Consider the following 14,516-nt stretch of genomic DNA (forward strand, 5'->3'; position numbering starts at 1 on the left):
CGAATCAGTTTTAACGCCGAGATTGGCGACTGAGTCACAAATAATTAACCTGAGGTTTGGATAAGGAATATTCCAACTCATTATTGCTAAAGCACAACTTAGTTTTTTCCTTGCCTAGCCAGAAAGTTTTAGGGAAAACACCGCTTCGCGTCCTGCTCTCGCTAAGGTACCTACATCCTGTAGGCAAGGCGAATTTACTCACCGATAGCTGGCCATTGGAAGTGAATTCAATGCAGTTAGCGCTAAAACTGGCTGCTAGAAAGGCATTAATTATACGCAGCTCAGCTTAATTAGTTATCACTGGAGCGCTGTTTTGTTGCATCAACAAGCTGCTGGAATGCCTGAGTACTACCCAAGAGCTCTCGTTTTATATCATTCCACTGAGCATTATGGTGACCAAATCGTTGCTGCCAGTCCTGCTTTTCATCCTCATTAAGATGGTAAATCTTAGCACCAAGTGCCATCAATGCTCGTTTGCAGCGCTGCTGGCGTTGTTCAAATTGCGCCACATGTGTACGAAACGTTTGTAACCCCGCTTCTTGGATTTCCAGTTTAATCTTATTAGGTAAATTATTGAGCCACTTTTGATTCGCAACTGTTACCCACGCATCTGGCACACTCTCAATCAGAGATACATGACCTATTTGATGCCTTAGTTTATCTGGACCGGCAAAAAGCCCAATCACACTGGGATCCATCACGTCAATATGATCAGTTCGCGCCATTTTAGCTACCTTGGCCCATGGTACATCTACAACATTAGCAGGCGTCATATTATAAAAGTGGTGTAATACTTTTGATGCAGGCACTCTGAGCACAACCCCTTCAAGCTTTTCAGGCAAATTAATTAACCGGTTAAAATGCTTGGTACTGGTTAAGGTTCTTGCTCCCACAATGTGATGTATCAGTACAGTCAGCTTCCCTTGTTGATTAATTGGATCAATCACCATGGATTGCCATTGTGGCGAGCAAATCAAATTAAGAAAGGCTTGATTGGCGCTTGCCCAAAATGGAATATTGAGAATATCTAATGCGGGTGCGGCTCTAGACAAGTTAGAGACTGAAATCAGTATCGCCTCTACTTGGCCTCTTGTCACCGCAGCCATTAATTCTCGTCCAGAGCCTAATACACCATTATGATGGATATCTACATACACTTTGCCATTAGTGAAACGTTCAACGAGAGATTTAAACTCAACGTGCATGTGTGGAATAAATTCGGATTGATAGATGGGATAAGGAGAAGCGAGGCGCAAGGTGTAAAGAGCACGCTGACGTTTAACTTTTTCTTCCAAATCCGACTCAGAGGACGCTTTTGCGCGCTCCGATAAGAGCAGGCTTGCACCTACTGCAAATGAAGCTTGTAAGAATTGACGTCTATTGGCAGGCACTGGCAAAACTATAACATAGGACTACTGTCTAAAAGATAGCTGAGACACATGCTATTGCAACTTTGCGGGCGCATTACTCCAGTTTAAGCCAAAGACTCACTCACAGACATTGACGTTAGCTTTTATCACTAATTTACCCCTCGAAATAATTGAGCGTCTAATAATCTATCTTTTTAAATCAAGTTACACAGCGACTTAGAAATAATAAGTATTTAACAGTCAGAAAGTTAACAGCTTGAGTCAATCACTAAGATATAAAGTTAGGATTTCTTATCTGTAAAAATTTCATTTTTCACATTCTCTGCACTTTTGCCTGCCACCTTAAAAGCTCAAAACACAATAGGGTTGGGAATAATGATGAATAAAGTCAACATCTTCGGTACAGCCGTGCTACTCACAGCACTCACTTGTTTACCTGTGTTAGCGCAACACAAACGCTTACCACCGCCACCAAAGCAAGCACCTTTATCAACATTGGATATTGAATTGTCTGCACTTATTGCTAATCATGGGATAACGGGTAAGGTACTCGGTACTGAGGAACTACCTAAAATATCAGAACCGATTGCGCAACTTGGCATGCAGTTGTTTTTTACCAAAGCGCTCGGAGGTGAAAAGTCCGTGGCGTGTGCAAGCTGTCATGACCCGAGGCTTGGTGGTGCCGACGGACTTTCTCTGCCAATTGGCACTAACGCACTAGATGTTGACGTGGTAGGTCCGGGACGTCAAGCGGTGAACGATGAAATTAATATTCCACGCAATTCTCCCACTATTTTTAACTCTGGGTTGGCAAACAGCGCGCTATTTTGGGATGGTCGTCTGCAACGGATCACCATAACTGATGAAGCCGGTAACGAAAGCAGCTTTATCAGCACACCGGATTCAGGCTTTAATCAACCAGACCCTAACGCCGCAGACTCCCTTGTAGCAACGCTATCTCGCTTTCCTGTGACCTCAAGAGAAGAAATGCGTGGCGAAGCGTTTGAAAACGCCACAACGAATGAACAAGTCAGAGCGCATATAGCACAACGGATCGGTGATTATGGCGAAGAAGCAGGTAGCCTCGCTACTAATGACTGGCTGCACGCGTTTAGAAAAGCATTTAACTCTCAAGCCGACGCGCAGAGCTTAATAACCTTTGATAGTATTGCCTTTGCTTTGGGACAATACCAAGCATCCTTTGTGATGGTCAACACCAGTTGGCACCGTTATGCCCGAGGCGATCGCTCAGCATTAAACGAGCAACAAAAACGGGGGGCGAAGCTATTTTTCACACCTGTCAACGAAGGCGGTGCAGGGTGTGTCGCTTGTCACAGTGGCGAACAGTTCACTAATAATGGCTTCTTTAATCTAGCCTTTCCACAGTATGGAATTGGCACGCAAGAAAATCGTGCCGATATTGGCCGAGCAGCGATTGACTCCACACCCCGTAATCTGTTTGCATTCAGAGTACCGAGCCTTATCAATATCGCATTAACGGCTCCTTATGGCCACGCTGGTGCCTATGAGACGCTAGAGCAAGTGGTGGATCATTATTCAAACCCTGAGCAAACCATTGAACGGTTTTTCCAACAGGGTGGCGCTTGTGGCTTAAAGCAGTTTGCCTTATCTGCTCAATGTGACACACTAAACCTCCAAGCTAGAGAAAATAGTGAAGCGGCTTTGACGTTATTAAGACAGTCCCCTTTTGTTGCTGCAAACTTAGCACCACAGCAAAAACAAGATCTCGTTGCATTTTTACATACACTCACAGACAAGTGTGCCAAGGATCTAAAATGTGTAAAAAGATGGGTACCAAACCGTAACACACCCGATCCTGATAACCTGCGCTTACGCGCGCACCACTAATAGGCGCAGTAGTAACAACTATGAAAATGACCATCCGCGTCAAACTTTTGCTAATCATTTTAATAGCCAACACTGCGTTAGTGCTGGCTATTTATATCGCCAATAAATTAGCATTTGAGAAAAGCTTCACCAGTTATCTAAGAAATACGACTCGCGTGCAACTTCAAGAGGTAGTCAATCAAGTTGCCGAAAACTATGAGCGTTATGGTTCGCTAAACTGGGTGTATCGCGGTTCAGAGTCATGGAATGATATTGTTCACCAATTTTATGATCTGCCAGATGACGCTCCTCCTAAAGCACGCTTTAGACCTCCACCACGCCACCGAGCGACTGCAACTGAGCGACCTAGACGGAAAGACCGACCACCGCGTATGGGTAACAAAAAACGCCTGTTACTCAAAGACCCGCAAGGCAATATCATCATGGGTAAGGCTCAGAGCATACATTCATCATTCTGGTTTCCTGTTTATCAAGGAGAGCATTTATCAGCGCCAAATCATGACCATGTGGTTGCATATCTTGGCGTCGAACAAAGTGCACTGATTAGTAACGAGTTCAATCAATTATTCGCTCAGCAACAACGACAGCAGTTTGTTGTCATCGCGCTTGTTGCATTACTGATCACGCTGATCATTGCAATACCGTTTAGTAAGTATATGGTGCGCCCCATCGTTCTGTTACGCCGTAATGCTAAAACACTTACACAGGGGAATTATGACTCACGAGTCGAGATTAACAGTAATGACGAGCTGGGATTACTGGCCCGAGATATGAATCGTCTCGCGGACACCTTGGCACAAAACCAAGTAGCAAGACAGCAGTGGATAGCTGATATTTCTCACGAGCTGCGCACGCCCATTGCTGTGCTTCGGGCAGAGCTTGAAGGTATGATTGATGGTGTTATCACCAGTGATCCTGAACAACTTATCTCACTCAATGAGGAAATTCAACGGCTCACTCGTTTAGTTGATGATTTACATCAACTATCAATGTCTGACCGTGGTGCACTTACTTACAACATGGATAGAGAAAATCTCCATGACCTATTGCAACATACTTTTAGCAAAGCTAGTCATCAAATTGACAAACATCACCTCACCTATTCGCTACAGTGTGATGATAATATTGAGATTGAATGTGATGCCCAACGATTCAGTCAACTATTTGATAATTTATTACAAAATACGCTGCGCTATACCGACTCCTCAGAGCAATGCCCTGGCATCGTAGAGGTTGAGGTCAAACAACAACAAGGGAAAACTGTCATTTACTGGCAAGACAGCGCCCCTGCGGTACCTTGTGAACAGTTAGATAAGCTATTTGATAGACTCTATCGTGTGGAAGAGGCAAGAAGCAGGAAAACAGGGGGTTCTGGTCTTGGGCTTGCGATTTGCCAGAGCATTGTTGCTGCACATAACGGAGAAATCACAGCAAACTTGAGCGAACTTGGTGGTCTAGCTATTATTATTACCCTGAAAAAATAATGGATACCTCCCGTGCCAAACAAACATATTTTAATTGTTGAAGACGAACCAAAGCTTGCTGATATATTAAGTAAATATCTTGCACAAGCTGAATATACCAGTCACCTCGTATACGATGGGGCATTGGCAGAAGAGGCTTTTAAGGAGCAACAACCTGCATTAATTTTGCTTGACTTGATGTTACCCAATGTAGATGGCATTGAGATCTGCAAACGGATCAGAGCACATTCAACGGTACCTATCATTATGATCACTGCAAAGGTTGAAGAAATCGACCGTTTGCTCGGCTTAGAGGTGGGTGCCGACGACTATGTGTGTAAGCCGTATAGTCCAAAAGAAGTCGTCGCTCGAGTAAAAGCAATTTTGCGACGAGTTGAGCTGAATCAACGCGGTGATATGTCGGAAACTGAAAGCAAACTCAAACTTGACGAAGAACGCTTGTTTGTCTCTTTTCAAGAGTCCAAAGCAACGCTTACTCATGTCGAGTTTATGTTATTAAAAGCCATGTATGGCCACCCCTGTCGCATTTACAGTCGCAATTTGTTGATGGACCATATTTACGACGATAGCCATATCGTTAGCGACAGAACCATCGACAGTCACATCAAGAATATTCGTAAAAAGCTGCAAAATATCGCCCCCAAGTATGACTTTATCCACTCGATTTATGGGGCTGGGTATAAATTTGAAGCCCAAGAACGTGGCACGGAAACAGGCTGACAACACAAGCGCCTGCGTATAGCATCGCTGGCGCTTGCTTTTATACCAATTATCTTAATTAAGTGGTCTATTTTGAGGCGAGAGAATCTTGTCGATAACCCCGCTACCGCGCCCTGCTCTCGCTAAGGTACCTACATCCATATAGGTAAGGCAAAAATTTTGCTATTTAGTTGCTCTAAATAAGAAATCTTTAACACGGTTAGCGTCAGATTTATTCCTGCAAATTGAGCAAGTATTAAGTCTAATAGGCATTATACTCCTCCCCTTTGATTTTTAGCGACTACACCACGCTCCCTTTTATTGGTAAACTCAAAAGCAAAAATAATAAGGAAAACCAATGAAAAAGCTGACTTTCGTCATCTTATTATCCTTAACAGGATGCAGTAACAACAATGTTGTGGAACGTATTACACCGCCATCTTCAGTGATAAAACATAGTGCTATCGAGGGCTATGAAGACAGGTACAGCAATCTATATAATTCGTTTGAAGCTTATCCTGCTACCTGTGAAGCACAGTGCTACCCTCCTACACCACGCATTACGTGTAAATCACAAATGCAAGATTGCACCTATGTTGGCGAAAATCCATCACTGTCACTGACAACTGGATTTACAATTCAATGGCTTGGGCATGCCAGTTTCAAGGTTAATTCACCAGACGGACAACAATTCCTATTTGACCCTGTAACGGCGCAATTTGATTGGCCTGTAAACTGGGCATTTCGCCTTTCAGAAGGATATAACCGCAACCTGCCAACCGCGCTAAGTAAAGCTGAGCTTCAACAAACTGATGCAGTTATGTATTCACATCTACATTACGATCATTTCAACAAAGATGATGTAAAAACCATTGGCACTAAGGCACAATTTTTAACGCCACTTGGATTTGCCGAGCATTTTCCTGATGATGGATACAAAGTTTCCGAAATGGCGTGGTATGCCAGTAAACAACTCGGTGATGTCACTGCACATTTTGTTCCCGCTAATCACTTCAGCAGCCGCATTTGGGTTCCTTTTCTGTATGAAGATCATGGCGCAGCATTGTGGGGTGGCTGGGTATTAGAGCATCAGGGCCACACATTATTTTTTGCCGGTGATACAGGATACTCTCCACACTTCAGAGATATTCAGCAAAAATACGGGGATATTGATATTTGTTTACTTCCGATTGCGTCATATCATAGTGAAGAACACCCTAAATGGTATCGCAAAGTACACACGACACCAGAAGATGCTCTAGTAGCCGCACAGGAACTAGGCTGCAAAGTAATGGTGCCATGGGGCTATGGTAATGCCAGTTGGAAAATGGGAGACCGGACATCACATTCAGCCTTATTCCGCCTATTAAAAATGCAAGATACACTCAAAACAGCCACCCCCATATACATATTAAACGAAGGGGATTCACTTAGTTTGTAAAAAGTCAATTTGGCGGCGCGGCGAAAAATTAAAATAATCTATAATGATGGCCACCGCCATGCTATCGTAACGTCTTTATAAATAAAGAGTTAAATATATAACACATCAATCAATGATAAAGAGTATCAATGAACATAGACGCTAATTTACTTGGTCAAGCGGTATTTATCCTCGCTATCGTATTTGCAGGTTTAGGGTTCTATTTGGGGAAGCGAAAAACCCAAACCCCCATTTTAGTCTCGGTTCTTGCTTTTTTCTCGGCTGTCGCCGCACCACTTGGTTTAATTTTTTTGATGGCGCTTACAATCAAGAACGATTTACCTAAAGCACAAAAGATAACTGATATTTCAGACAACTAAGGGGCTGAAGAAGTTAGTGAATCAGCTAATACCAATTTGCTTAATTAAGTGGTCTATTTTGAGGCGAGAAAATCTTGTCGATAACTCCGCTACCGCGTCCTGCTATCGCTAAGGTACCTACATCCATATAGGCAAGGCAAAAATTTTGCTATTTAGTTGTTCTAAATGAGAAATTTTTAACGCTGTTGGCGTCAGATTTACTCCTTCAAATTGAGCAAGTATTAAGTCAAATTGGTATAACACACCTACACTTCAAAGCGTAATACCACTCTAACTGCAAGCCATTTCTCAATATAAGGCAAATTTGTGCGTCCATAGCAGATAAATTTAGCGCTGTATTAAGAGATAGCAGCAACTAGAGAGCAAATTGTTATGCCAAGTTCAGGTTAATTTACTTAGCCTGAAGCTGGAATAAGGAATGATATAACCAATTGTTTTTAATGAATAAATTAAGTTGTATTCTTATCTAGCCAGACAATTTTGGGGATAACACCGCCCCCACATCCAGCTCTCACTAAAGTACCTACCTCCTGTAGGCAAGACGAATTTATTCCCAACAATGAACGATTGACGTGCAAGTTCACCTTGCCGACAGAGTATTGGTGCCAGTGCGTTGGCTGGACGTAATATCAAAGCCCCCCACCAAAAAGCTAAATCCAATTTAAAAACAACACGTTACAAGTATCAACATGCAAGTTTAGAGTTAGGTATGTTATACTCTAAACATACCAATCAAGGAGGTATCATACCCGAGTGAGTAGAGCTAAACTAAGCCAAGACGAAAGCCTATCTTTTAAAGTTAATTATCAACTTCTTCCCAAAGAGACAAATCAACTCGACCTGTATTTTTCGATCCCAACTGATATGGGGATCAATAGCAGCACCCTAAATGAAGTCGAATACTTTAATGCCAACATCAAAAGCCACAGCGCCTATTACTCAGAACAACTTCATCTACCCTTGGTGCGAAGCCGTTTTATCAGTCAAAGTAAAGGTCAGAAAACAGATTATCGAGTCAACTTAAATTTATTCTGCTATCAGATCCGTATTGCATTAGATGCTGATGTAAAGCAGACACTGAAGCTAAAAGAAGCCGATGAGTTTTATCCAGCCGCACAGTTATTAGTTGTAGAAACCGAGCGTTTGCTGAAGAAACTAAGGCGCTACACACCACCAGACAATAAACTACAACCTTATTATCAAAATGCCGATAACTACTTAAGCTGGCATACAGAGCAGGCTTTTTTGAAACTGCTGTCAACCGGTCCAAAATCCAGCGACTTTAGTCAAGAGCGCAGTGTCATTACGCAGTTTTGTCAACGTGAAAGCCAATATCGCGAGGAGCAACGCTATAACTCCCAAGTTACACTAAGCGATCCAAACCGCATTACCAACAAAATGAAGTTACTCGAGCGCCTAATCGAATATGGCGTGGTTTTTAATAAACAAACGATAGACTTAAGTACCAACCTAAAGCGCCTAGTGCGAGGGGTTGTCACAGGAATAATCATGGCATTTGTGATGTTTATCGTACTCAATGCTCGCTCTAACTTCCAAGAAGTTACAGTGGCGCTTATCGCGTTACTTGGGGTGATCTATGGCCTTAGAGAAACATTCAAAGAGGATTTAACGCAATGGGCATGGCGTTATATTCAACGTGGTCGGCCTAAATGGCGCAATAAGTTTAAAAACTCCGTTACGGATGCAATCGTTTGTACACAAACGATTTGGCTTGAACATATCCGTAAAAAAGATTTACCTGAAGATGTCGATAAGCTACTAAAAAAACGTCGTCAACAAAATAAACAAGCGGCACACCTCATGCACTTTTGCTGCAAAAACCAAGTGCAAATTGACAAGTTCCTCCCAGGTTATGAAGAGGTACAACAGCGTATTACGTTCAATATGAGCGCTTTCTCGCGCTACTTAAAAAAAGGCGCTGGTAAGTTATATAACCTAGATGGCAAAAAGGTATCGAAGAAGTCGGTAGAGCGACGCTATCAGATAAACTTAGTGATGCGTTTTCAATCATCAAAAGGGATCCAGCTTGAGCGTTATAAGTTAACAATGAACCGCTCTGAAATAGTCGCAATAGAACTTATGGCGAGTGACTCAGTGTATATTGAGAATGAACAATAACCACATAGAGACCACATTACTGGACGTGGCTTGCATCATAGCTTCCATAGCACACTAGCGAGCCACCTAATGGACGGCAAATCGTGGGCTAACAAAACTGAAAACCCACTTTGAAGTTGCTTTGAAGTAGTTAATGGGCTTTTTTTGGCCCATAACGTACCAAATCTTTACCATTTTCATACACAGCTTGAGATACCCAGCGACCCAATAGCAGCTGGTGATTATCATCAAGAACAGCAACAAACGGCCTGCCATCACTATTGTTAGTCGCCAATGCTACCCCTGCAACATTTTGAAGACCCAACCCACCGTTATCAATGAGCAATAAAAATGCTTCAAGCTCTTCTAAAGTTTCTATGACATCGTTATCGTTAATCATTTGCTCTATCTCAACTACCATAGTTGCCGCGCAGGATAACAGTTATGATACGTGGATTAAACCCATCATTAAAACAGGCTGATAGCAGGGGGTCGATATTTATTATCTCAAACTGAAGTACGCTACCCAGATCAGGCGGTCACTCCAAAGCCAAACACTGTAATGACACTAAGAAGCACACCCAACGCTCACTTTACAATAAACAACTTATTTTTATGACGCCTGTTCTTTAGCACTTAAAAATTAAGCGTCATGGTCACGCCTACTTCTCTTGGTGGTGCTAGCCAATACTCCGCAATACCAAATACTTCACGAAAATCATTAGCGCCAATAAAGTGATATTCGTCGGTTAGATTATTAGCATGTACACTAATACTTAGATGCTCACTGAAGTCCAATTGAACTCTTGCACTTAGCAACCTTAAGTGGTCAGTTTGTGCAAAGGGAGAATTAAAGACATCTGTATACATTTTACTGCGGTAGCTCCAATCCAATCGAGTATGTAGTCGCTTATTCCCACCTAGATACCAATTTTTCCAAATACTACTCGTTAATGACCACTTGGGTGTACGGATGGGGGTACTATCGAGTGTAACTTGAGTGGCATTGCCCACATCTACAAATTCAGAGCGGGTAAAAGCGCCTGAGATAGAGGCACCAACATCGTCATCAAGTAACCCTTCGAACTCCCACTCAACCCCTCTCGTCTTGGTCTTACCTACATTATCAATAAATATTTCGACTCCTTCTTGAGTCGACTCCCCTCCCCTCAACTGCATGTCTTTATGTTGCAAGTAGAAAGCGGAAATATTAATCCGCAAACGGTTATCAAGCCACTGCGAACGCAGGCCCGATTCATACGCGGTTAAATGCTCTGGTTCAAAAGGTCGGATTGCCGCAGCTGAACTGGGTAAGCCATTAAAACCACCGGACTTAAACCCTCTTGATCCCGTTAAATAAAACATTGCATGCTCATTGGGTTGATATTGAAGGCCAAGCATAGGGGAAAACACTTTCCAACTTGGTGTCACAGCTCCAGCTTCACTCTGGTTAGTGCGAGATAAAAGCAGCACGTCCGCCTCTAAGGCTAACCCTGTCACCTCTTGGCGTTTATCTTCACGGGTATACCTTGCACCTACAATGCCTGACCAAGTTGGTGAAAAGTGATAATTCATATGACCAAATATGGCATAGCTAGTATTTTCAATTTCATTTAAAAAGCGATTGTGGAAATCAAATGCAGCATTTAATGGGTTACCCGCACCGCCAATATCGGTTGGTGCAGATAAAGGTGAGCCATCAATCGGTGTCGGGATAGCTTCAAGCGCCTGAAATAATCCGTCAAAAAAGTTAAAGTCTGCACGATAACTGATATTTTCATCAAAATAATAGACACCAAGTAACCAATCATAATCGTCAAACTGTGCAGTTAGATTAAACTCTTGACTACGTTGGTTTTGCCATTGCCAGTCTTGAGTGACGCCAATATTAACAGGGTTGTTGTCGAAGTCTCGGCTATAAAAGGCATCTAGCGACCGGTAAGCGGTAATGGATTTGAGTGACATCGCATCAGTTAGCCGATAATCAGCCTGTAGCGAAATTCCTGTGTGCCTAAAGCTGTTACTGTTACTTTGCTCTGAGGCACTGAGATACTTATCATCAAAAACTTGTAGCGGCTCAATTGGCTCCACCCCACCACCAAGTTCTGCGAATATATTGTAAAGCTGGATTAAAATCGCATCATCATTTTTGGCAGCAAGTATAGAAGGTGCACTCCCCCGGCTCTGTGTTTGACGGCTATACTGCCAGCGAAAACTTAAGTCATCGCTTACCTGATAATGTAGCTTAGCTGACAAACTAAAATCATCTTCGCCTCCTTCTTGGCTACCATTTACACGGCGAACAAAGCCATCTTTGTCATATTTTGCCATTGCCACTCTTATCGCAATGTGGTCTGAGAGCGGTTGATTAACCACCATGGTTAGGTCTCGACGGTCAAATTCTCCAAGCGTTAGTGAGGTTTTAAAGATGGTTTCATCCACTACAGGGCTGGTACGAATATTAACAGCACCACCTATCGTATTTTTACCAAAAAGTGTCCCCTGAGGCCCCCGCAGTATTTCAATTTGTTCCACATCTAAAAATCGCGACATAGTACCTGCGGAGCGAGCAAGATAAACACCATCAACATATACACCAACACTGGGATCCGTTGTAGGTATCGGATCAACCTGACCCACCCCTCGTATGGTAATATTTGCACAATGGGTGCAGCCTGAATTCTCTCCTGTCGTTGTTACATCAACGTTGGGAATGAAATAACTCGCGCTCAATAAATCCGTGATATTGCGCTGTTGAATTTGTTGCTGTGATAAAACCGACACTGAAATTGGCGTGCGCTGTAAACTCTCAGTAACTTTTCTTGCCTCAACTTTTACCTCTAAAAGCTGGTCGAGTGACAATGAAAACAAGTCCTCCTCACTCGCCGATAATCCCGTGCAATTGAGCGATGCGAACAGTACGCTGGTGCCCATGATATAGTTGTGGCTAGACATAACAATGCAAACTCACTATTGACTGAGTTACTTAAGTTTAGTCAGAATTTCACATCTGTGGGAGTAAAGTTGAAACGCTTGATAATTTGTTCGTACCAGGAAGCTGTCTTGTATCATACTCATTCATCTTTGTACTAAAAAACAGTATGAGACCGAGCTAATCAATAAAAAAGAATTCAAAGAGAAGCGCTTTACGTTAAACGCAGCAGCACTGGTTTAAATTAAGCTCGCTATAACCCTTAACAACTCAGTTTTGCTTCACTGAGATATTCGTCAAGCGCAACTGCTCTATCTCTAGACGATTAACACTAAGCGTCGCCTCTCCACCAGTTGCGTCCTTGAGATCAGGCACAAAATAAAGCGCGGAAATATGCTCAAGTACAATCCCTTTATCTTTGGACCACTCAGGCGTCCAACTCGGCCTTTTAAAATCACTTAGAGAAAGCCGAACAACCTGCCAAGAATTTGAGGCTGGCAATACGCTTTGGTAATGGGCGTAGCTTTTATCGCCCAGCCTCCCATACTCTTGTTGTGAGAGTTTAACAATGACGGCTTTATCACTTTTATAGGCAAGGGTAACAATAAATGCGGGGGTTAACTGTTGGGGTAGATCGTATATCAACTCCACCCAAGAATTATTCGCTTTATCAACACGAGGAACCCGAGTAAAGTGCACCGAGACCACACCATTTTGTACTAACCCTTCATCATATTTAGCCTGGCTGCCATGTGGATCCGTTACATATCGCCACTGATTAGGTGTTAAAGTTTGGCTAGCAACAGTACATCCAGAAAGTAAAATAGCCACGACTAATATAAATAAACGCATACTGAGCATCCTTTAGCCCCCTCCTTAAGCAATATTGCTCAGTGTATTTATTGATGAGTGATATAACAACAACGGCTGATTGCTATTTTGATGACTATTAAAAGATTTCAAGTATTGCTTCTGACTAGCAAACACGAGCACTCGTTAAAATACACGAACTACCTATAAAATTAGCAACGCAGAAATTAAGATAATTAATTAACAAGAGCTGCTGTAACAGGCAAACATAGGTGTAATGCTATGTAACTCACTGTAATATCTTTACTGCTGTTTATTTTCTATATTCCTAACTCACTCAGTTAGACAGGAAATGAAAATGAGCAAATTAACAAAAGTTATCATTGATACCGACATGGACTTTGATGATTACATGGCATTAGCTTACCTACTACAACATCCACAAATAGAAGTATTAGCTATCAGCGTTACCGGCTGTGGCGCCGCTCACTTGTCTAAAGGGGTGGAAAATTTAGCTAACTTTTTGACCTTGTATAGCGATGAAACGCAAAAGCTTCCGATTCTAAAAGGTGCGAATGCACCACTGCGATATAGTAATGTTTTCCCAGCCAATGTCAGACAAGGTGCTGATAGCCATTACCAAGCCACATTCCCCCAAGAAAATAGGCAAGCAAATATATATGAGGCACAAGCATGGTTAACCGACTACTTTTTGTCCACATCAGATAAGGTGACTGTATTATCCATTGGAGGTGGAACAAACTTTGGGCAACTATTCCAAGCAGCCAAAACTGATAAACAGTTACAAACAGGTATTTTCAACGCCATAGAGCAAATAGTCATGATGGGCGGAAACCTTACTGATGAGTACATCACGCCTGGCGCAAGTGGTAACATACTCGATACTTTGGGCGACAACCCTTACTATTCAAATGCCGTGGCTGAATGGAATATTTTTATCGACCCGCTCGGTGCACAAGAGGTTATTGACTCTGGGATCCCTGTCACTTTGATTGCATTAAATGCAACACAGGATGTACCAATTGACAATGACTTTGTGACACAACTCAAGCGTATTCAGTCGCCGCAAGCCCAATTCTTATCTGAAGTACTTGACTATCCTGACAACAAAGAAGGGATCGGCAGCTTCTTATCTTTTTGGGATCCTCTTGCCGCCTGCGTTATTACCAATCCAGATATTGTTTCAACTCAGCCCTTTGCGATCTGCATCGAGCAAGCCATGAATGAAGAGCAAGATACTTCAGGAAAATTGATTGTAGATGAAGTAGATGGTACTAAGATAAACGTTGCAATTTCCGCAAATAAGTCTCTCGTTTACGAAACTTACCTTGCTGTATTCAACGATTAATCCGCTTATCAGTTTGCCCACTTGCTGTGGGCAAGCCCTCTGTAACGGTATAAAAACTCAATACC

Annotated in this window: 11 protein-coding genes; 7 read left to right on the plus strand and 4 right to left on the minus strand. The window is 42.5% G+C overall.

The genetic code is table 11. The annotated features are described in order from the left end of the window. Window positions 1-290: 290 nt before the first annotated feature. Window positions 291-1,391, minus strand: a complete 1,101-nt coding sequence (locus tag HUZ36_RS12215; protein ID WP_176032992.1) for a TRAP transporter substrate-binding protein — start codon at window positions 1,389-1,391, stop codon at window positions 291-293. A 357-nt stretch (window positions 1,392-1,748) separates the two neighbouring features. Here HUZ36_RS12215 and HUZ36_RS12220 point away from each other — a divergent pair, with 357 nt between their 5' ends. The 6 genes from HUZ36_RS12220 (at window position 1,749) to HUZ36_RS12245 (ending at window position 9,361) form a co-directional block, all read left to right on the plus strand. Continuing rightward, the gene (locus tag HUZ36_RS12220; protein ID WP_176033015.1) at window positions 1,749-3,239 is read left to right on the plus strand and encodes a cytochrome c peroxidase; all 1,491 of its coding nucleotides are present in this window, start codon (window positions 1,749-1,751) and stop codon (window positions 3,237-3,239) included. Window positions 3,240-3,259: 20 nt separating this feature from the next. After that, entirely contained in the window at window positions 3,260-4,723 is a 1,464-nt protein-coding gene (locus HUZ36_RS12225) for an ATP-binding protein (RefSeq protein WP_176032993.1), read from the plus strand. Window positions 4,724-4,735: 12 nt separating this feature from the next. Further along, a complete protein-coding gene (locus HUZ36_RS12230) occupies window positions 4,736-5,443 on the plus strand; it encodes a response regulator (RefSeq protein ID WP_176032994.1) in 708 nt (235 codons plus the stop codon). Between the two features lie 337 nt (window positions 5,444-5,780). Further along, on the plus strand, window positions 5,781-6,863 hold the full coding sequence (locus HUZ36_RS12235) for an MBL fold metallo-hydrolase (RefSeq protein WP_176032995.1): 1,083 nt from the start codon (window positions 5,781-5,783) through the stop codon (window positions 6,861-6,863). Between the two features lie 128 nt (window positions 6,864-6,991). Next, entirely contained in the window at window positions 6,992-7,222 is a 231-nt protein-coding gene (locus tag HUZ36_RS12240; protein ID WP_125250387.1) for a hypothetical protein, read from the plus strand. A gap of 753 nt (window positions 7,223-7,975) precedes the next feature. Further along, the gene (locus HUZ36_RS12245; protein ID WP_147391055.1) at window positions 7,976-9,361 is read left to right on the plus strand and encodes a hypothetical protein; all 1,386 of its coding nucleotides are present in this window, start codon (window positions 7,976-7,978) and stop codon (window positions 9,359-9,361) included. A 130-nt stretch (window positions 9,362-9,491) separates the two neighbouring features. Here the strand turns inward: HUZ36_RS12245 and HUZ36_RS12250 are convergent, their stop codons facing one another. From HUZ36_RS12250 to HUZ36_RS12260, 3 genes are all read right to left on the minus strand, one after another. Then, entirely contained in the window at window positions 9,492-9,740 is a 249-nt protein-coding gene (locus tag HUZ36_RS12250) for a hypothetical protein (protein WP_128732669.1), read from the minus strand. A 236-nt stretch (window positions 9,741-9,976) separates the two neighbouring features. Then, complete coding sequence (locus tag HUZ36_RS12255; RefSeq protein WP_176032996.1) at window positions 9,977-12,295, minus strand: TonB-dependent receptor; 2,319 nt, start codon at window positions 12,293-12,295, stop codon at window positions 9,977-9,979. A gap of 247 nt (window positions 12,296-12,542) precedes the next feature. Further along, window positions 12,543-13,124 (minus strand): carbohydrate binding domain-containing protein, encoded by a 582-nt coding sequence (locus HUZ36_RS12260; RefSeq protein ID WP_147391057.1) that lies wholly within the window; start codon window positions 13,122-13,124, stop codon window positions 12,543-12,545. 316 nt (window positions 13,125-13,440) lie between these two features. Between HUZ36_RS12260 and HUZ36_RS12265 the strand changes: the two genes are divergently transcribed. Further along, window positions 13,441-14,451: a nucleoside hydrolase gene (locus tag HUZ36_RS12265; protein ID WP_217704667.1), complete on the plus strand. Its 1,011-nt coding sequence runs from the start codon at window positions 13,441-13,443 to the stop codon at window positions 14,449-14,451. Window positions 14,452-14,516 lie beyond the last annotated feature (65 nt).

It is taken from the genome of Pseudoalteromonas sp. McH1-7 (assembly GCF_013366255.1).
Classification (GTDB): domain Bacteria; phylum Pseudomonadota; class Gammaproteobacteria; order Enterobacterales; family Alteromonadaceae; genus Pseudoalteromonas; species Pseudoalteromonas peptidolytica.

What these genes read in the sequence shown, in the direction of transcription:
- HUZ36_RS12260 (WP_147391057.1), bottom strand. Translation starts at nt 13,124, where the DNA reads ATGCGTTTATTTATATTAGTCGTGGCTATTTTACTTTCTGGATGTACT.
- HUZ36_RS12265 (WP_217704667.1), top strand. Translation starts at nt 13,441, where the DNA reads ATGAGCAAATTAACAAAAGTTATCATTGATACCGACATGGACTTTGAT.
- HUZ36_RS12250 (WP_128732669.1), bottom strand. Translation starts at nt 9,740, where the DNA reads ATGATTAACGATAACGATGTCATAGAAACTTTAGAAGAGCTTGAAGCA.
- HUZ36_RS12225 (WP_176032993.1), top strand. Translation starts at nt 3,260, where the DNA reads ATGAAAATGACCATCCGCGTCAAACTTTTGCTAATCATTTTAATAGCC.
- HUZ36_RS12240 (WP_125250387.1), top strand. Translation starts at nt 6,992, where the DNA reads ATGAACATAGACGCTAATTTACTTGGTCAAGCGGTATTTATCCTCGCT.
- HUZ36_RS12220 (WP_176033015.1), top strand. Translation starts at nt 1,749, where the DNA reads ATGAATAAAGTCAACATCTTCGGTACAGCCGTGCTACTCACAGCACTC.
- HUZ36_RS12235 (WP_176032995.1), top strand. Translation starts at nt 5,781, where the DNA reads ATGAAAAAGCTGACTTTCGTCATCTTATTATCCTTAACAGGATGCAGT.
- HUZ36_RS12255 (WP_176032996.1), bottom strand. Translation starts at nt 12,295, where the DNA reads ATGTCTAGCCACAACTATATCATGGGCACCAGCGTACTGTTCGCATCG.